Origin of the sequence: Algoriphagus jejuensis, assembly GCF_039523455.1 — a bacterium.
Classification (GTDB): domain Bacteria; phylum Bacteroidota; class Bacteroidia; order Cytophagales; family Cyclobacteriaceae; genus Algoriphagus; species Algoriphagus jejuensis.
The window spans coordinates 1-18,691 of record NZ_BAAAFI010000001.1 but is presented as its reverse complement, the minus strand read 5'-3'; the positions used below and the strand labels follow the sequence as shown (position 1 = coordinate 18,691).

Below are 18,691 nucleotides of genomic sequence, written 5' to 3'. Positions count from 1 at the left end.
TATTATAATAGTTAGAAATTGTTGAGTGTATAATTGATTTTTAAGTAGAATCCTCTGCCCGGCTTTTGCACCGCAAAGTTGTCGTAGGCCTGCTGGTCGAAGATGTTGCGAATGTCTCCACTGACGACAAATCGCTTGTTTGGAAATACATAGTTCACGCCGATATCCTGGATAAACTGACGGGGAGTTCTGAAGTCTTCGATCTCCAGCCAGGTGGTGTAAAACCGATCTACGAATCCAAATCCATAGTATAAGTTCACTACCGACTTGTCCTGAATGAGATTATTGAGCGCATATTGAACAGTAGTGTTTACCGTAAAAAAGGGCTCGTTCGGAAGTTGTTGATTGTAATAGGTGTATTCATTCCCGTTGGGATCATGCTGCATGTTGAACACGGTATTGAACTTGGAAACATTGAGGGAAACATTCAGATTACCTTTAAACGTGTAGCCTACTTCGCCCTCAAAGCCGATTGATTTGGTCTTGCCAAGGTTTTCAAAAGGATCGGTCTGCACCGCGTCGTTCATCCTTGGGTTAATTCGCTGGACAATCTTATCCTTGGTGTCACGTACAAATCCAGAGACATAAAGGGACAGTTTGTGCTGGCTCAGATCTACTGGCAATGCCCTAAATCCCAAGTTTAGGTTATTGCTGATCTCCGGACGGATTCCGATGTTTTCCACGATGTTGTCTCCGGGGCTTCCGAAAATCTCATTTTCGGAAGGCATTCTTACTGCCTTTTCCGCGGAGGTCAGGATAGTGAATTTTGGTTTCACTGCGAAAGAAAGTGCCCAGCCACAGCCTGTTGTGTGTCGGTTACTAGCGACCCGATCCTCGACCTTTACCATCTCCCCGTTTTGATTTTCCAGTTTGGGATCCATTCGATCGATCTTTTGCTGGTAGAATTTTCCGAAAAGATTCGACTTCAACCGTGAGTCAAAGCCATTGAATTCATACGCCAGGGCGGTGACGTTCTTTACCAAATCTCTTGTTCCGATAAACTCCCGCTCGATCGCCGGACGCATATCATCTCGCTCTTCCCGGTCGATTTGGTAGTACATGTGACTGAGTACCACGCGGTGATTTTCTGCCAAATCGTAATTAAATCCACCACGAAAGGTTGACACATCCCGGAAGATATGATTGATCGTAGGCGCGCCCTGCTGAGCACCCGAGGGGCGTAGGATCGGTTGCCCGTTGAGCCCATAGCTCATGTTGCCGAACCAATCGTAGTTCCAACGCACCGTATCGTTGACGACCTGATTTCTTTTGCTCAGCATGCCGCTGAAGGTCAACTCGAGTCCTTTGGTGACAAAGTCTGACTTTCGGTAATTCAGACTCAGTACCTGGGAGGAAGATTCGGAAAAACGACCTTTGTACGGAATGGTCATGTAGGTACCATGCTGGATTTCTTTGTATTCGTCCGATCCATTGTACCCGATTAGAAACTGATCGGCCCATTTGACTCCAGTGAATCCAACTTCCACCAAACCACCGACCGACTGATAGCCGTCGTTGAAACGCTTGGCGCGCACGTAGTCGTAACGGCCGTTTGGCAGGATGTTCCGCACAAACTTGCCCCAAACTTCGTAGTCGTTGTCTGAGTAGTTGTAAAAGCCCGAAGCCTTCACGGTAAATCCGGACTTGGGAGCTCGATAGCTTCCGCTGAAGTTTGCCTGCTGGGTGTTGAAAGACCCGTAGGATAGCGAAGCAGTCAAGTTGGTGCCGACGCTTTTCTTTAGAATTACGTTGATCGCTCCTCCCAGCGCATCATCCGCTAGGTGGGCTGGGATGACACCTTTGTAAATCTCGATTCTATCGATCAAGGCCGGAGGTATACTGTTTAAGCTGAAAGAATTGCCATACGTAGCAAGCGGAATTCCATCGATAAATACCCGCACAGAATTGCCCGACATGCCGTTGAGGTTATAAGATACCGCAGCGCCCAAACCACCATTTTGTCGGACCTTCACGCCCACGGAGCGGTTAAGGAGATCATTCGTTTGCAGCGATTGCAAGGAGGCCTTTTTGGTTTCGATGACGTTTACCGCAAAACCGGTTTCCTCAATTTCCTCCTTCACAGACTCGCCCTGCACCAAGACTTCTTCGAGCAAGCGCTCTCCTGCTCTTTTGATCACGAAAACCTGTTCATTCTTAGCCTTATCAATCTGAATATTGTGGGCTCCTTTCTCTATTTCCAGACTCCCGATCTCCAGCTGATAACTTCCAAAGGGAATGGAGGACAACTCATAGTTCCCCTTTTCGTCTGACAGTGTATGCTTTTTCAAATTTGGAATGAGAAGCGTCGCAAATGCTATCGGGGTACCATCCTCAAAGGTCAATTTGCCGGAAAGAGAGCCTGTTTGGGAATAACTTAAATAAGAACTTAGTATTCCTACGAGGAAAAATGCAAGTGCGCAAATATGCTTTTTCATTACTAATGAATTGTTGCGCAAATTTAATTATTATCTGTAATTAGTCTAAATAAATTTCAAAAGTTTCTAAAAAATTCTCTCGGGACCTGTATTGGCACCAGCTGCCCATCTTTGCGTTTCTAGGCAGTTTCTTTCTCCTAGACAATAAAAAAGCCAACCGAGCAGATCCGTTGGCTTGTATTTAACAAATTGTACACTTGGACAAATCAGCAATTCCCGTCCACTTCACAGCTTTCTCCGTCAGAACCTTCCATGATCAACGTAGGATTCTCTTTCGCATATGCTGCCCAAGCCTTCGCTAAAGTCTGGTCAAAAACCGAATCGTCCTGAGCGCCCGAGATACCAAATTTTCGATCCAACACAAAGAAAGGAACTCCTCTCACGCCGATCTGTCTCGATTCATAAATATCCTGATCTACAGCTTGTTCAAATTTGTCTGATTCAAGCATTGCCGCAATTTCAACTTCAACTAATCCTATCTCCGCTCCTATTGAAATCAAGGTTGCAAAGTCGTCCACATTCTTTCCTTCGGAAAAGTATGCGCGGAGCAGTCGCTCCTTCATTTCTCCATCCTTGCCTGATTCTTTTGCCATATGAATCAGGCGATGGGCATTTCTGGTATTTGCAACGACCGCTTTGTCAAAGTCAAATTCTAGGCCTTGAGCTGCGGCCATATTCACCACATTTGAAGTGATCTCACGCGTCTGTTCCATCGACCAACCTTTGGACTGGGCCAGATGCTCCAGGGTACTGATAGCTGGGTTCGTCTGTTGGTCTGGATTCAGTTGGAAGCTTTTCCATTCGATCTCTACCTGATCTTTGTTTGGAAACTTATCCAGGGCTTTTTCAATCTTTCTTTTACCGATGTAGCAAAAAGGACATACAACGTCTGACCAAATCTCGATTTTCATAGCATTTTTGATTTACTTAAATGGCAAATCCTATTTTATCACAAAGAGTTCAAGCCACTACCGTGAAAACGAAAGAATGCCCTTCCTGTGCCATGGAAATCGATGCCCAATCAGCGACTTGTCCGATCTGCAAATTCGAATTTCCAAAGCGAGCCCCTTGGATTACAGGAATGGCTATCTTTTTATTGCTCATTTGGCTACTTTTCTACCTGCTCTAACCACTACCTGACATGAACAAACGATCATTTCTCAAATCATTGGCCGTAGTTGGTCTGGGAACATCACTCGCCCCTCAGCAATCCAAGGCATTCTCACTAGACAACCTCGATTTTTCTGCAGAAGACATCTGGGATCAACTTCGCAAAGGATACCGACTGAACCCTGACTACATCAATTTGGAAAACGGCAATTATTGTTTCCTGCCTGAGGAGACGCTTGAAAAATACATGAACCATATCCGGGACATCAATTATCAGGCGGCCTACTACATGCGCACGGTTCAGTTTGACAACAAGGCAAAGTCGGCGGCTGCGGTAGCGGAACTAGTAGGAGCATCTGCAGAGGAAGTGATTTTGACCCGAAACACGACTGAATCGCTGGATTTGATCATTTCCGGCTATCCCTGGACAGCGGGAGATGAAGCCATCTATGCAAATCAGGACTATGGCACTATGCAGACCATGTTTGAATTGGCGTCAAAAAGGTGGGGAATTAAGACTGTCAAGATCGACATTCCAACCCATCCAAAAAATGACGAAGAGGTCGTCGAGGTGTACAGAAAAGCGATCACCCCGAAGACCAAGCTGATCATGGTGCCACATATCGTAAACATTACCGGACACATCCTTCCCGTCCGAAAGATCGCTGACATGGCGCATAAGCGGGGTGTTGAGGTGATGCTCGACGGAGCTCACGCTGTGGGGCAGTTCACCTTTGACTTACACGAGCTGGATTGCGACTACTATGGCAGCAGCCTTCATAAATGGCTGAGCGTGCCGTTGGGCTGTGGAATGCTGTACGTCAAGAAGGACAAAATCAACAAAATTCAACCCCTCCTCGCTCCCGGCAACTTGGAGTTGAAGACGATTCTATACCTCAATCAAATAGGAACACATCCCGTTGCCACGGATTTGACGGTCTTGGATGCTATTGACTTTCACAACAGAATCGGAGGAAAAAAGAAAGAAGAACGCCTGAGATTTTTGCAAAAGTATTGGTCAGATCAAGTACGGAACTTTCCCGGTATCACGGTCAATACACCGACGGACGTCGAGCGCTGCTGCGGGATTGGCAATGCCTGGGTAGAGAAAATGACACCTGCAGACATGGGAAAGGTGCTTTTTGAAAAATATAAGATCTATTCTGCACCTATCGACGGCGCCGGGATCAAGGGATGCCGCATCTGTCCAAACGTCTTCACCACGACTGCAGAACTGGATCAGTTGGTGGCTGCGCTAAAGGAAATGGCGGGTTGATAAACACTTGCAAATCAATTTTTGAGAAGCAAAACTCGAAAAGATAAAATTCGGATAATCATTTCCCAATGGGAAATTCGTGGCCATCATGTAATTTTTTGGTATTTTTCTTGCAATTAGTTTTTCAACAAACAACATTTGCACCCTCAAAAGCATGATTTACTCCAAAGACATAGCATCTTATTCTGCTCCGGCTCCTTGCCCGGCGATGACGGCTATTGCTATGCCTAATTTTTCTCCATTGAGGAGGAACAGGTTTACTTTTAGGGTTTGACCCTATGATTTATTTTGTTTTCCACACGTGGAAAACTCCTTTCGCCTAAATCCATAAAAAAAGTAATTCAACCTTACACTGAGCCCATCCGGCAAGGTTAATTCATGCAATATCCATGGAAGAAATCTCTTTCAAAATCATAGTCGCTGACTCTTCGCACAAGGCTTACGCCACTCAAATCACTGAGGAGATGGAAAGTTCTGCCAAAGCTCGGGGAACCGGGATCGCGAAGCGAAGCCCTGCTTACATCGAAACCAAGATGGAGGAAGGAAAAGCGGTGATCGCGTTGACCACCGATGGTCGATGGGCAGGTTTCTGCTATATCGAGGCGTGGGGACATGGAAAATACGTCGCCAACTCGGGCTTGATCGTCTCTCCTGAATTCAGAAAGTACGGTTTGGCACGAAAGATCAAGCAGGAAATCTTCAAACTCAGCCGAAAGAAATATCCGGAATCGAAGATTTTCGGTCTAACGACCGGCGCCGCCGTGATGAAAATCAACTCCGAACTTGGTTACATTCCTGTGGGATATAGCGACCTTACCGACGACGAAAGCTTCTGGAAAGGCTGTCAAAGCTGTGTGAATTACGAGATTTTGATGTCAAAAAACCGACAGAACTGTATCTGCACCGCCATGCTTTACGATCCTCAGGCTAAAAAGAATCACACCGAGGAACTAGCCTTACGAGTGGATTTCAAGAAAGACCTGAAATTGTTTGACCGATGGGTCAGACTTAAAAAATATGTCATGCTCAAATTGACCAAGTCAAAGGATTCGGTCAAAAGCATTTTCCTTTAACCAGATTCCTTCGGGAACTCAACCTGTTTAGACACTATGAAGAAAGTTGTTTTAGCCTACAGTGGAGGCCTGGATACCACCTATTGCGCGTTGCACCTGACCAAAGATCTCGGCTACGAGGTCCATGCGGTGATTGTGAATACCGGAGGTTTTTCGAAGGAGGAACTTGCCGCCGTTGAAGCCCGCGCCAATACGCTTGGGGTAGCTTCATTTCATATTTTGGAGGTTTTGGACACGTATTACAGAGAGGTGATCAAGTATCTGGTTTTTGGCAATGTGCTGAAAAACGCCACCTATCCCCTATCTGTCTCCGCTGAGCGGATTCTCCAAGCAAAGTCTTTGGCAGAATATGCCAAATCAATCGGCGCAAAAGCCGTAGCACACGGCTCGACTGGCGCTGGAAATGATCAGGTTCGTTTTGACATGATCTTCCAAACCATCGTCCCGGATATCGAAATCATCACGCCAATCCGCGATCTGAAGCTTTCCCGTCAGGAAGAAATCGACTACCTGAAAAAGCATGGTGTCGAAATGAATTTCGAGAAAGCTGCTTACTCCATCAATAAAGGAATCTGGGGAACCTCAGTCGGAGGAAAAGAAACACTTACTTCATCTGACTTTTTACCGGAATCAGCCTGGCCGACTCAGATGACTGAAACCGAGCCAAAGGAAATCAAATTGACTTTTGTTCAGGGTGAATTAAAAGGTGTGAACGGAGAGACTTTTGACAATCCTGTGAATGCAATTCAAGCCGTTCAGGCTTTGGCAGCTCCTTACGGGATCGGGCGAGATATCCACGTCGGCGATACGATCATCGGGATCAAAGGTCGTGTCGGCTTTGAAGCCGCGGCGCCGATTGTCATCATCAAAGCCCACCAATTGCTGGAGAAGCACACGCTGACCAAGTGGCAGATGTTCTGGAAAAACCAGCAGGCCGAATTCTACGGTAACCATCTGCACGAGGGTCACTACCTCGATCCTGTGATGCGCAATATGGAAGCATTTCTGGCCAGCACGCAGGAGTTTGTGAGCGGGGATGTGCGTGTTTTGCTTCAGCCTTATCGATTCACGCTCTTGGGAATCATCTCTGACCACGACCTGATGTCTTCTAAGTTTGGAAGCTATGGCGAAATGAACAAAGGCTACACTGGTGAGGATGTGAAAGGTTTTACGCGAATTCTAGGCAACCAAACAGCGATCTTCCATAAAGTAAATGGCCATGACTAAGATCAAAACAGCGGTCATCGGCGCGGCAGGATATACCGGAGGTGAATTACTTCGCCTCTTGGTCCACCACCCAAACTGTGACCTCGTTTGCGTACATTCCAATAGCCAAAAAGGCAAAAAAGTAAGTGAAGTTCATCCGGATCTCATCGGAGATTGTGACTTGGTCTTTACCGACGAAGTCCCGACAGATGGAGTTGATGCGGTTTTTTTGGGCCTTCCACATGGAGAAACCAAGGGTTTTTTGGAAGCTCATCCGTTTTCTCCTGAGACTGTTATCATTGACCTTTCCACAGATTTCCGGGACGAGTCCAACGGCTTTGTCTATGGACTTCCTGAGGTGAATAAAGCCAAAATCAAGACGGCAAAGAAGATCGCCAATCCGGGTTGCTTCGCCACTGGCATTCAGCTGGCGTTGGCTCCGGCTATAGCAAATGGCTGGACAAAAGGATCGGTCCATATTACGGGAATTACGGGTTCTACCGGTGCCGGAAAAAAGCTTGGTGAGACTTCGCACTTCAGCTATCGAAGCAGCAACATGTCTGTTTACAAGCTTTTCACCCATCAGCACCTAAACGAGATCAAGCAGACTTTCACTCAACTGAATGCTGACTTTGATTCAGAATTGCTCTTTGTTCCTTACCGGGGAAATTTCCCCCGGGGCATTTGGGTGACTGCTTATTTCCCTTTTGAGGGAACTGAAGCCGAAGCTTTGACAGCCTATCAAGAGTTCTACAAAGACGCTGCCTTCACCCATATAGCTACCCAAGATATCGACATGAAGCAGGCGGTGAACACTAATAAGTGCATTGTTCATGTGCAAAAAGAAGCTGGACAATTGGTGATCTATTCCGCGATTGACAACCTGTTGAAAGGCGCATCCGGACAGGCCGTGCAAAACTACAACCTGGCTTTTGGACTGGAAGAGAGGATTGGGCTGAATCTCAAAAGCATTGCTTTTTGATCTAAGATTCAGCCAAACAATTCGTGTTTTTCAAATCTTCTCACCAGAATTGACAGTTCGAAAGTCCTTCGGCTGTCTTTCCCATATCGCAACTCATCATGAATTTATTCAACGTATATCCACTCATCCCAGTCACCATTGCCAAAGGCGAAGGCTGCAAACTTTGGGATGAACAAGGAACAGAATATTTAGATCTCTACGGAGGTCACGCCGTGATTTCCATCGGCCACACACATCCGCACTATGTCAAGCAACTGAAAGAGCAGCTGGACCAAATTGCTTTCTATTCCAATTCTATTCAGATCCCGATCCAGAAGGACTTCGCTACCAAGCTGGGTGAACTTTCCGGTTTGCCGGACTACAGTCTCTTTCTGGTTAATTCCGGAGCTGAGGCCAATGAAAACGCCATCAAAGTCGCTTCATTTGCGACCGGAAAATCGGGATTTATCGCTTTCAGCGGTGGTTTTCACGGCAGAACTTCCGGGTCGGTTGCTTTGACCGACAATCCCAAGATAGTTGCGCCATGCAATGCTCGGGAAGATTTTCATATCCTTCCTTTCGGGGATTTGGACGCTGTGGAGGAAGTTATGAAAACCAATTCCATCGCCGGAATTATCGTCGAAGGGATCCAGGGCGTTGGCGGAATCCAGGTTCCTTCAGCTGCCTTTCTCCAGGGACTTTCTTCCCTTAGCAAAAAATACGAAGCCAAATTGATCCTCGACGAAGTCCAGTCCGGCTATGGTCGAACCGGAAAATTCTTCGCCTTTCAGTGGGCAGGCATCCAGCCCGACCTCATCAGCATGGCTAAAGGAATGGGCAACGGATTTCCAATCGGAGGCTTACTGATCTCCCCGGAATTCAAAGCATCCTATGGTTTGCTAGGCACTACTTTCGGAGGCAATCATCTCGCCTGTGCCGCAGGATTAGCCGTTTTAGAGGTGCTGGAAACCGAAAAGCTTCAAGCGAATGCCCTCGAACTCGGCGAAAAGCTGAAAGCGGAACTTGCCCAAATATCGGGCATCATAGACGTTCGTGGAAAAGGGCTGATGATCGGATTTGACCTAGATCGCGATGCCGCTCCGGTTCGATCCGAACTCGTTAACAAGTACCATATGTTTTGCGGCTCGGCTGGCAAAAAGGAAACTATCCGCCTGCTCCCACCTTTGTCCGTCGAATGGAATCAGCTAAATTCGTTTCTAGTCGCTCTTAAGGAAATTCTGAGCAGCAATTGATTTTAACTTCCCATTGATAGATGAAGCATTTCACTCAATTTGAATCCAAAGAGCTAGGTCAGCAACTGATTGACCTGGCTCTTTCCTATAAATCCAATCCCCGTCTCGATCTCGCCAAAGGTCAAGGCAAACGGATCGGCTGTATTTTTCTGAATCCGTCGCTTAGAACTCGTGTCAGTACACAAATTGCCGCACAAAATCTCGGAATGGAGGCAATCGTCCTCAACATGGACAAGGAAGGCTGGGCGCTTGAAATGCAAGAAGGTGCAATTATGAACAGAGGAACCGTCGAGCACATCAAGGACGCCGCTGGTGTGTTGGGTTCGTATTTCGACATCCTTGCGATCCGAGCATTCCCTTCCCTGACCAACCGGGAGGAAGATATCAATGACTTTGTCTTTGGGCAGTTTGTAAAATACTGTGGCGTGCCGGTCGTGAGCTTGGAATCGGCGATTCGCCATCCGCTTCAGAGTCTCGCAGACCAGATCACGATCAATGAATTTTCCAAAGGAAAAAGAAAGCCCAAAGTCGTGCTAACCTGGGGTCCGCACATCAAAGCGATTCCTCATGCGGTAGCCAATAGCTTTGCCGAGTGGACCCTCGGCATGGGACACGATCTGACGATCACTCATCCCGAAGGCTATGAACTTGATGAAGGTTTCACCAAAGGTGCCACTATCGAATTTGATCAAAGTAAAGCGCTTGAAGATGCTGACTTTGTGTACGTTAAAAACTGGTCTTCTTTCAATGACTATGGAAAAATCCACTCCACAGATCCAAGCTGGATGCTTACCGAAAAGCACCTAAAGCAGGCCGAAAATGCGAAGGTGATGCATTGTCTTCCTGTCCGAAGAAATCTCGAACTATCCGATGAAATCCTAGACGGGGCACGTTCTTTGGTACAGAAGCAGGCAGAAAACAGAATATATGCCGCCCAGGCTGTGATCAGCACCATCTTGGGTTAATACCTTTTTAAGCCACCAAACCTATGAAGATTTCAATCATCAAGATCGGCGGGAACGTCATCGACTTCCCCGAGAAGTTGGATGAATTTTTGGCCCTTTTTGCCAAATTTCCAGGCAACAAAATCCTCGTGCATGGCGGTGGAGTGATGGCGTCCCGCTTTGGAGAGTCCCTTGGAGTCATGCCGGAGATGGTCGATGGTCGCCGGATCACAGATAAAGACACTCTGGACGTCGTCACGATGGTCTACGCCGGACTGATCAACAAAAATTTGGTGGCCAAACTTCAGGCGTTGAAAGTCAATGCCATCGGCATGACCGGAGCCGACGGCAACTTGATCCGCTCCATCAAACGCCCGGTTAAGGGAATCGACTATGGCTTTGTCGGCGACATTCAGGCAGTCAATATTTCGCTGATCGATGCGTTGCTTTCGGCAGGGTTGCAGCCGGTGGTCAACGCAATCACCCATGACAAAAAAGGTCAATTGCTCAACACCAATGCGGATTCTATCGCCTCCGCACTGGCAACAAGTCTAGCTGCCGAACACCAAGTCAACCTTTATTTTTGCTTTAATAAGAGTGGGGTTTTGGTGGATGAAAAGAATGACAGTTCGATCATTCCACTGATCAACGAAGATATCTATGCTGAACTTCGCAAAGAAAATGTGATCCATTCAGGCATGATTCCCAAACTTGACAATGCCTTTGCAGCCCTGGAAAAAGGCGTGAACCATGTCTGGATCGGGAAAGCCGAGAATCTCCTGTTGGCGGCAAAAGGAAAACTGTCGGGGACAACTATTGAGCGTAACCGATTCGATCTGTATTGATGGAAAACGTAGACCGCCTTTTTGAAGAAGCCGTGGAGTTCTTGAAGGAGCTGATTGCAGTCCCCTCCTTCTCCAAAGAAGAAAACATCACCGCAGACCTGATCGAAGCTTTTTTGCTTGACAAGAATCTCTCAGTCAATCGCGCGGGAAACAATGTCTGGGCTTTTGCGAACGAATATAATCCTGCCTTGCCGACCGTGTGGCTCAACTCCCATCACGACACTGTGAAACCAAACAATGGTTACACCCTCAATCCATTCACGCCAATAGTAAAGGATGGAAAGCTTTTCGGCTTGGGAAGCAACGACGCCGGCGGGCCTCTGGTAAGTTTGATCGCAACCTTTTGCCATTTTATCGGCAAACCCCTCCCCTTCAATCTGTTAATGATAGCCTCGGCGGAGGAAGAGATATCCGGGGCAAAAGGTATTTCCTCGATCATTTCAAAACTTCCCGAGGCGGAGATTGCCATCGTTGGCGAACCCACCCAGATGCGCCTGGCTGTTGCTGAAAAAGGACTTTTGGTCATTGACGCAAAAATCCACGGCAAAGCCGGTCATGCGGCTAGAGAGGAGGGCGTCAATGCAATTTACCTTGCGATGGATGACTTGGACGAAATCAGGAATTTTTCATTTTTCAAATCTTCGCCCTTCCTTGGCAGAACAAAGGTCACAGCTACCGTAATCAAAGCTGGACACCAACACAATGTAGTGCCGGATCTTTGTGAATACACCTTGGATGTCAGAGTGACGGATGCATATACTTTGGAGGAAGCTTTTCAGGAATTAAAATCAAACCTGAAGGCGGAACTTACGCCTCGATCTATGCGATTGCAATCCTCTCACCTTCCGGATGGGCACCTGATGTATCGGGTCGCTGCCAAACTGAAACTTGAGAAATTCGGTAGCCCTACCCTCTCTGACCAAGCACTGATTCCTTGGCCCTCTGTCAAAATCGGCCCCGGTGACTCCGCTCGATCTCATTCCGCAGATGAGTTCATCTTCGTGGAAGAAATCAAAGCCGGAATCCAAGGCTATATCAAAATCATCAACACCTACGCTGAACTCAGCTAAAGCATATCCCTATGAAACTCTGGCAAAAAGATACTGGCAGCAAAAAAGAAGTAGAACAGTTCACAATCGGTAGAGACCCTGAGTTTGACATTATTCTGGCGCCGTTTGATGTCCTGGGATCGATGGCTCATGCACACATGTTGGAGAAAATCGGCCTGCTCACGCCAGAGGACAACGCGACCTTGCAGAAGGGGTTGAAGGAAATCTATTCCGAAATCAGTGAAGGGAAATTCAGCATTGCGTCAGGTGTCGAGGACGTTCATTCACAGGTGGAGTTTCTGCTGACAGAGCGCTTTGGTGAGGTGGGTAAAAAATTACACAGCGGACGTAGTCGAAACGATCAGGTCCTGGTGGATTTGAAGCTGTTCTACAGAGCTGCGATCAAAGAACTTGTCGAGGAAACAGTCGAGCTTTTTGAACTACTGATCGAGCTTTCTGAAAAACACAAAAATGACCTGATGCCAGGCTATACCCATACCCAACTGGCGATGCCGTCGTCCTTTGGGCTTTGGTTTGGCTCTTTTGCCGAAGGCTTGACGGAAGATCTCGGTTTGCTCAAAGCTGCATTTGACTTGAGTAACAAGAATCCGTTAGGTTCTGCCGCAGGATATGGCTCCAGCTTCCCATTGGATCGCACCCTGACCACATCGCTACTGGGCTTTGCCGATATGCACCACAACGTGGTCAATGCCCAAAACAGCCGTGGAAAGACCGAACGAACTTTGGCTTTTGCGATGGCAGGAATCGCAGGAACGCTGAATAGGATGGCAGCGGATGTCTGTCTGTTTATGAATCAGCATTTCGCTTTTATTTCCTTTCCAGATGATTTGACAACCGGCAGCAGCATCATGCCACACAAAAAAAACCCGGATGTATTCGAGCTGATCCGAGCGAAAACCAATCAGATTCAGGGCGTTCCGACTACGGTAAGTTTTCTGTTGACAAATATGAGCACAGGATATCACCGGGATATGCAGCTGCTGAAAGAGGAGATTTTCCCTGCTTTTGACAAGCTGAAGTCATGCATTGGCATGAGCACATTTATGCTAAAGTCCATCAAAATACGCCAAAATATCCTGCAGGACTCATTTTACAAGCATGTGTTTTCCGTCGAGGTCGTCAACGACCTGGTCTTGAAAGGTGTCCCTTTCCGTGATGCCTACAAGCAAGTGGGCTATGAAATCGAAGCAGATCAGTTTGCTCCCGATCAGAATCATCTCAACCATACGCATGAAGGCAGTATCGGAAATCTGTGCTCCACTGCTATCCAAGCCAAGATGAGAGCGGCCACCCAGTCATTTGATTTCTCCAAAATTGACAGCGCCTATGAGCGTTTGATCGGGTAATTTTTTTCTCCCACTCATCCAAAAGTTTAGAAACATTCCTCGCAAAAATTTATTTTTAGAGACTATTGCTTTTATTCAAGCTGTACTATTCTTATTTTCTGCACTATGAATGGTCTTTTTGGGGAGAATTTAAAATACGATCTCAAATCCAGCCTGGTGGTTTTTTTGGTAGCTCTACCACTTTGCTTAGGGATCGCCGTCGCCAGCGGTGCACCGCCGATGGCAGGCTTGATCGCGGGAATTATCGGAGGCATCGTGGCCGGTTCTATCTCCGGATCCCATGTGGCGGTCAGTGGCCCTGCTGCTGGTCTCACTGTGATCGTGTTGGATTCGATCTCCAGTCTTGGCGGTTTTCAATTGTTTCTCGGAGCGGTCGTTGCTGCAGGACTAATCCAACTACTTTTGGGAGTTTTGCGGGCCGGGGTGCTGGGTTACTATTTCCCGCACTCGGTGATTAAAGGGATGCTGACGGCAATCGGCTTGATTCTGATTCTGAAACAGATCCCTCATGCGCTTGGCTATGATAAAGACCATATCGGGGACATGGCATTTGAGCAGTTGGACGATCACAATACATTCACAGAAATCTACTACGCCTTCATTTACAATAGCCCGGGTGCGATACCCATCGTCTTGATCGGGCTGCTAATCTTGATTCTCTTTGAGAAGCCCAGGATAAAAAGCCACAAAATCTTCGGAGTGATTCCCGGTCCACTGTGGGCGGTGATTGCGGGGATTGTGATCAATGAGACGTATCGGTTTTGGAATCCTGACTGGCAACTCGGAGGGGATCATTTGGTGTCGATCCCTGTGCTTTCGAATCTCTCGGAACTTCCTTCGCTGTTAACCTTTCCCGATTTCAGCCTGATCGGTGACTACAGTTTTTGGCTGGTTGCATTCACAGTGGCAATCATCGCCAGCATCGAAACACTGTTGAGTGTCGAAGCAGGTGACAAACTGGATCCTCAGAAAAGAAATACTCCTGCGAGCAGGGAACTAGTAGCCCAAGGAACGGGAAATTTCCTTTCCGGTCTAATAGGCGGGCTACCGCTTACCGTGGTGATCGTTCGGACAACAGCCAATATCTCCTCAGGTTCGAGAACAAAGATGTCGGCAATTTTTCATGGATTTTTGCTCCTGATCTTGGTTTTGACTATCCCAAACGTATTAAACAAAATCCCTTTGAGCTGCCTGGCAGCGGTACTTTTTCTTGTCGGATATAAGCTTGCAAACCCAGCAATTTTTATCAACGAATACAAAAAAGGCTTCGATCAATTTCTTCCGTTTATCTTAACTGTGATTGCTATTCTGTTTACAGACTTGCTGATAGGGATAGGGATTGGAATGATCGTAGGCTTATTCTTCGTAATAAAAACCAACTTCCAGCGCTCGCTTGTAGTTACTGAAATGAACGGAAACTATCTTCTCAAACTCCAAAAAGATGTCTCGTTCCTCAATAAAGCCCCGTTGATGAAACAACTTTCCACGATCCCAGCGGGAAGTTTTGTCATCCTCAATGCAACCAAAGCAAGATTCATTGACCACGATATCCAGGAACTTTTGCACGATTTTATTGAAACTGCTCCCTCAAGGGATATCGAAATAGTGATAGAAGGATTCTCCAAAAATGTGAAGCAAAAAGTATGAACCCCTACGAAAAACTTTTATTGCAAAACAAGGCTTGGTCTGAAGAAAAAATTCAAATTGACAAGGACTTCTTCAATCGCCTAGCGGGACAGCAAAAACCAAAGTTCCTATGGATCGGATGCTCCGACAGCCGCGTACCTGCAAATGAAATCACAGGAACCGACCCCGGCGAGATCTTCGTGCACAGAAATATCGCCAACATGGTGGTACATACGGATCTCAACATGCTATCCGTCCTACAATATGCGGTCGATATCTTAAAAGTAGACCATGTAATCGTCTGCGGCCATTACGGCTGTGGCGGGATAGAAGCTGCACTCAGCAATAAGAGCTATGGGCTGATCAACAAATGGCTGCGCAACATCAAGGAGGTCTACAAGATATACCAACCTGAAATCGACTCCATCAACAATCATGTGGACAAGGTCAATCGTTTGGTGGAGGTAAACGTAATGGAGCAATGCGAGGATCTGATCAAAACTTCCATCATCCAAAAAGCCTGGAAAGAGCGCCGCGCACCTGAAATCCACGGTTGGGTATACGGACTCAACAACGGACGAGTAAAAGAACTGACGACGATCAAGGCTGATCCGAATACTGTCAACCCTATCTTCCGCTACAATCTGGATGATTTATAATTAAAATATTCTCCGGAACCTGAGCAACTATTTTGATTTCTCAGTTTCCGGGTTTTTCTTTGCACATCCTTTCACTTTTAGTGCGGGGATTTATACAGAAGAGGCGAGAGACAGGCTCGACGACCCTCTGGCAACCTTCCGAAGCGGAAAGGTGCCAATTCCTGCCGACTGAGGTATTCTCTTTCGGAACTATAAATTCCTTGCAAGATGCACGAGCGATTTATTCCCAGTTTTTCTTTTGGCCGCTGGCCAAATTCTCTTTCCAACTTTGGATTTATTATGTTCGGATCATACGTTTCTATGTCTGATTCAACCTATACTGATCTCGATTCCCGGGATCTTTCCTGTCTTTTCTAACCCAAAAAAACTCAATTTTATGTCTACTAACTATCGATTTGAAACACTCCAGCTTCACGCCGGACAAGCTCCAGACTCCGCCACCAATGCCAGAGCGGTCCCCATTTACCAAACGACCTCCTACGTCTTTAACAGCGCAGAGCATGGCGCTAATCTCTTTGGATTGAAAGAATTTGGAAACATCTACACACGGATCATGAATCCGACGACGGATGTTTTTGAAAACAGAATTGCTGCATTGGAGGGCGGAGTAGCCGCTGTAGCTACCAGCTCAGGACAGGCCGCTCAGTTTTTGGCCCTGAACAACATCATGGAGGCTGGCGACAATTTTGTTTCGACAAACTTCCTGTATGGCGGCACTTACAACCAATTTAAAGTCGCCTTTAAGCGACTGGGGATTGAAGCTCGATTCGCAAAAGGCAATGGAGCCGACGCTTTTGAAAAACTCATCGACTCCAAAACCAAGGCACTTTACCTGGAGACCATCGGCAACCCAGAATTCAACGTGCCTGACTTCGAAGCCATAGCCGCTGTCGCGAAAAAACATGACCTTCCACTCGTCGTAGACAATACTTTTGGCGCAGGAGGCTACCTATGCCAACCCATCGCCCATGGAGCAAATATCGTCGTTTCTTCCGCTACCAAATGGATCGGAGGTCACGGCACGTCCATTGGTGGAGTGATTGTAGATGCAGGAAATTACAACTGGGGCAATGGAAAATATCCGCAATTCTCCGAGCCATCCGAGGGCTATCATGGATTGAATTTCTGGGAGGTTTTCGGCGAAAACAATCCGTTGGGACTTCCCAACGTTGCTTTTGCAATCCGAGCCAGAGTCGAAGGATTGAGAGACTTTGGCCCAGCGATCAGCCCTTTCAATTCATTCCTTTTGCTTCAGGGAATTGAAACACTTTCGCTCCGCGTACAAAGAACCGTAGACAATGCACTGGAAATCGCCAAATGGCTGGATGCCCACGAGCAGGTTTCCAAGGTGAACTACCCTGGTCTCGCCTCCTCTCCTTATCATGCTTTAGGTAAAAAATACCTAAGAAATGGCTTTGGTGGAGTGTTGAGTTTTGAGATCAAAGGAAGCAAAGAACAAACCTCTGCTTTCATCAACAACTTAAATCTCATCTCTCATCTCGCCAATGTTGGCGATGCGAAAACATTGATCATCCAACCTTCTGCGACTACCCATCAGCAGCTTTCCGATGAAGAGCAGCTGGCGGCGGGCGTCACTCCTACCATGCTCCGAATATCGCTTGGCATCGAACACATCGACGACATTAAAGCTGATTTGCAGCAAGCATTTGAAAAAATCTAATTACCCCAATGAATTTGACAAGCCAATACGCTGAACCAACTATGACTCAGGAAGTTTACCATTCGACAGACCCATTGCATCTGGAATCCGGCGAAGTCCTGAGAGAATTTGATCTTGCCTACACGACGTATGGGCAACTGAATTCTGAAAAATCGAATGTAATCTGGGTCATTCACGCCCTCACCGGTGACGCAAATGCGGCAGAATGGTGGAATGGACTGATCGGCGAAGACAAGTTCTTCGATCCAGCCAACCACTTTATCATCTGCGCCAACCTGCTTGGCAGCTGCTACGGATCTACCAATCCTTTTAGCGAAAATCCGGCAAACGGCGAACCCTATTTCTATAATTTCCCGCAAGTCACCACACGGGATTTGGCGGCTAGTCTGGAGAGACTTCGGATTGAATTGGCAATCGATCAAATCCACACCCTGATAGGCGGTTCCCTTGGTGGTCAGGTCGGCTTGGAGTGGGCTGTGACTTTGGGTCAAAAATTGAAAAATGCGGTGATCTTGGCTTCTACGTCTAAGAGTTCACCATGGGTGATCGGATTCAATGAGACGCAACGCATGGCCATAGAATCAGATTCGACCTGGGGCGAATGCCATGAACTTGCCGGAATCAAGGGGCTGGAAACTGCGCGCGCAATTGCAATGCTCACTTATCGTCATCCTGATGACTTACTGATTAAGCAAAGTGAAAATGACGAAAAACTGGACGGATTTCGAGCGGCTTCGTATCTGAGATATCAAGGAAAGAAACTCGCCAATCGCTTTAATGCGCTCTCCTATTGGACACTTTCCAAGGCGATGGATAGTCATGATCTTGGCAGAAATCGGGGGGGAATCGCCGCAGCTATCGGATCAATTGAGGCGAGAGTCCTCGCTATTGGAGTGAATTCCGATTTGCTATTTCTTCCTAAGGAAGCCCAATACATCAGCCAAAAAGCTAAACGCGGAACCTACAAAGAAATCAACTCGACCGCAGGCCATGATGCGTTTTTGATTGAGTTTGAACAACTCGCTTACCTCCTTAAGTCTTATTACCTGGAGAATTGAAACCAAAATGGCAGGTATCAACCCGCCATTTTGGTTTCAATGTTAAATGGATTTGAACTATGCTTCGGGATAGTTCATTAAACTGTGTCTAGGGTTTAAACTTTGTATCAACCCATTCCCTTAGTTGGCCTAGGCCAACTAAGGGAAT

General features: G+C 47.0%; 15 protein-coding genes and 1 riboswitch. Of the genes, 13 read left to right on the top strand and 2 right to left on the bottom strand.

Features of this window, described 5'->3' with window-relative positions; genetic code table 11:
* Positions 1–11: 11 nt before the first annotated feature.
* Both ABD031_RS00075 and ABD031_RS00070 read right to left on the bottom strand, forming a co-directional pair.
* Positions 12–2,435 carry a TonB-dependent receptor gene (locus ABD031_RS00075; protein WP_343847733.1) on the bottom strand — a complete coding sequence of 808 codons (2,424 nt, stop codon included), beginning with the start codon at positions 2,433–2,435 and terminating at the stop codon, positions 12–14.
* 206 nt (positions 2,436–2,641) lie between these two features.
* Positions 2,642–3,346 carry a DsbA family oxidoreductase gene (locus tag ABD031_RS00070; RefSeq protein ID WP_343847732.1) on the bottom strand — a complete coding sequence of 235 codons (705 nt, stop codon included), beginning with the start codon at positions 3,344–3,346 and terminating at the stop codon, positions 2,642–2,644.
* Between the two features lie 230 nt (positions 3,347–3,576).
* Here ABD031_RS00070 and ABD031_RS00065 point away from each other — a divergent pair, with 230 nt between their 5' ends.
* From ABD031_RS00065 to ABD031_RS00005, 13 genes are all read left to right on the top strand, one after another.
* On the top strand, positions 3,577–4,821 hold the full coding sequence (locus tag ABD031_RS00065) for an aminotransferase class V-fold PLP-dependent enzyme (RefSeq protein WP_343847731.1): 1,245 nt from the start codon (positions 3,577–3,579) through the stop codon (positions 4,819–4,821).
* A gap of 389 nt (positions 4,822–5,210) precedes the next feature.
* A complete protein-coding gene (locus ABD031_RS00060; protein WP_343847730.1) occupies positions 5,211–5,894 on the top strand; it encodes a GNAT family N-acetyltransferase in 684 nt (227 codons plus the stop codon).
* 36 nt (positions 5,895–5,930) lie between these two features.
* On the top strand, positions 5,931–7,121 hold the full coding sequence (locus tag ABD031_RS00055; RefSeq protein ID WP_343847729.1) for an argininosuccinate synthase: 1,191 nt from the start codon (positions 5,931–5,933) through the stop codon (positions 7,119–7,121).
* Positions 7,114–8,082, top strand: a complete 969-nt coding sequence (argC, locus tag ABD031_RS00050) for an N-acetyl-gamma-glutamyl-phosphate reductase (RefSeq protein ID WP_343847727.1) — start codon at positions 7,114–7,116, stop codon at positions 8,080–8,082. The genes ABD031_RS00055 and argC overlap by 8 nt, the downstream gene beginning before the upstream one ends.
* A 98-nt stretch (positions 8,083–8,180) precedes the next feature.
* The gene (locus ABD031_RS00045; RefSeq protein WP_343847725.1) at positions 8,181–9,314 is read left to right on the top strand and encodes an aspartate aminotransferase family protein; all 1,134 of its coding nucleotides are present in this window, start codon (positions 8,181–8,183) and stop codon (positions 9,312–9,314) included.
* 20 nt (positions 9,315–9,334) lie between these two features.
* A complete protein-coding gene (locus ABD031_RS00040; protein WP_343847724.1) occupies positions 9,335–10,279 on the top strand; it encodes a Rossmann-fold NAD(P)-binding domain-containing protein in 945 nt (314 codons plus the stop codon).
* Positions 10,280–10,302: 23 nt separating this feature from the next.
* Complete coding sequence (gene argB, locus ABD031_RS00035) at positions 10,303–11,103, top strand: acetylglutamate kinase (RefSeq protein WP_343847723.1); 801 nt, start codon at positions 10,303–10,305, stop codon at positions 11,101–11,103.
* Positions 11,103–12,173: a M20 family metallo-hydrolase gene (locus ABD031_RS00030; protein ID WP_343847722.1), complete on the top strand. Its 1,071-nt coding sequence runs from the start codon at positions 11,103–11,105 to the stop codon at positions 12,171–12,173. The genes argB and ABD031_RS00030 overlap by 1 nt, the downstream gene beginning before the upstream one ends.
* Before the next feature lie 11 nt (positions 12,174–12,184).
* Positions 12,185–13,519, top strand: coding sequence for an argininosuccinate lyase (argH, locus tag ABD031_RS00025; protein ID WP_343847721.1), 1,335 nt, complete (start codon positions 12,185–12,187; stop codon positions 13,517–13,519).
* A gap of 105 nt (positions 13,520–13,624) precedes the next feature.
* Positions 13,625–15,166 (top strand): SulP family inorganic anion transporter, encoded by a 1,542-nt coding sequence (locus tag ABD031_RS00020; RefSeq protein ID WP_343847720.1) that lies wholly within the window; start codon positions 13,625–13,627, stop codon positions 15,164–15,166.
* Complete coding sequence (locus tag ABD031_RS00015; protein WP_343847719.1) at positions 15,163–15,804, top strand: carbonic anhydrase; 642 nt, start codon at positions 15,163–15,165, stop codon at positions 15,802–15,804. Before ABD031_RS00020 ends, ABD031_RS00015 begins: the two co-directional genes overlap by 4 nt.
* 87 nt (positions 15,805–15,891) lie before the next feature.
* Positions 15,892–16,002: riboswitch (SAM riboswitch) on the top strand.
* Positions 16,003–16,180: 178 nt separating this feature from the next.
* A complete protein-coding gene (locus ABD031_RS00010) occupies positions 16,181–17,485 on the top strand; it encodes an O-acetylhomoserine aminocarboxypropyltransferase/cysteine synthase family protein (RefSeq protein WP_343847718.1) in 1,305 nt (434 codons plus the stop codon).
* 8 nt (positions 17,486–17,493) lie between these two features.
* On the top strand, positions 17,494–18,543 hold the full coding sequence (locus ABD031_RS00005) for a homoserine O-acetyltransferase family protein (RefSeq protein ID WP_343847717.1): 1,050 nt from the start codon (positions 17,494–17,496) through the stop codon (positions 18,541–18,543).
* Positions 18,544–18,691: the final 148 nt, after the last annotated feature.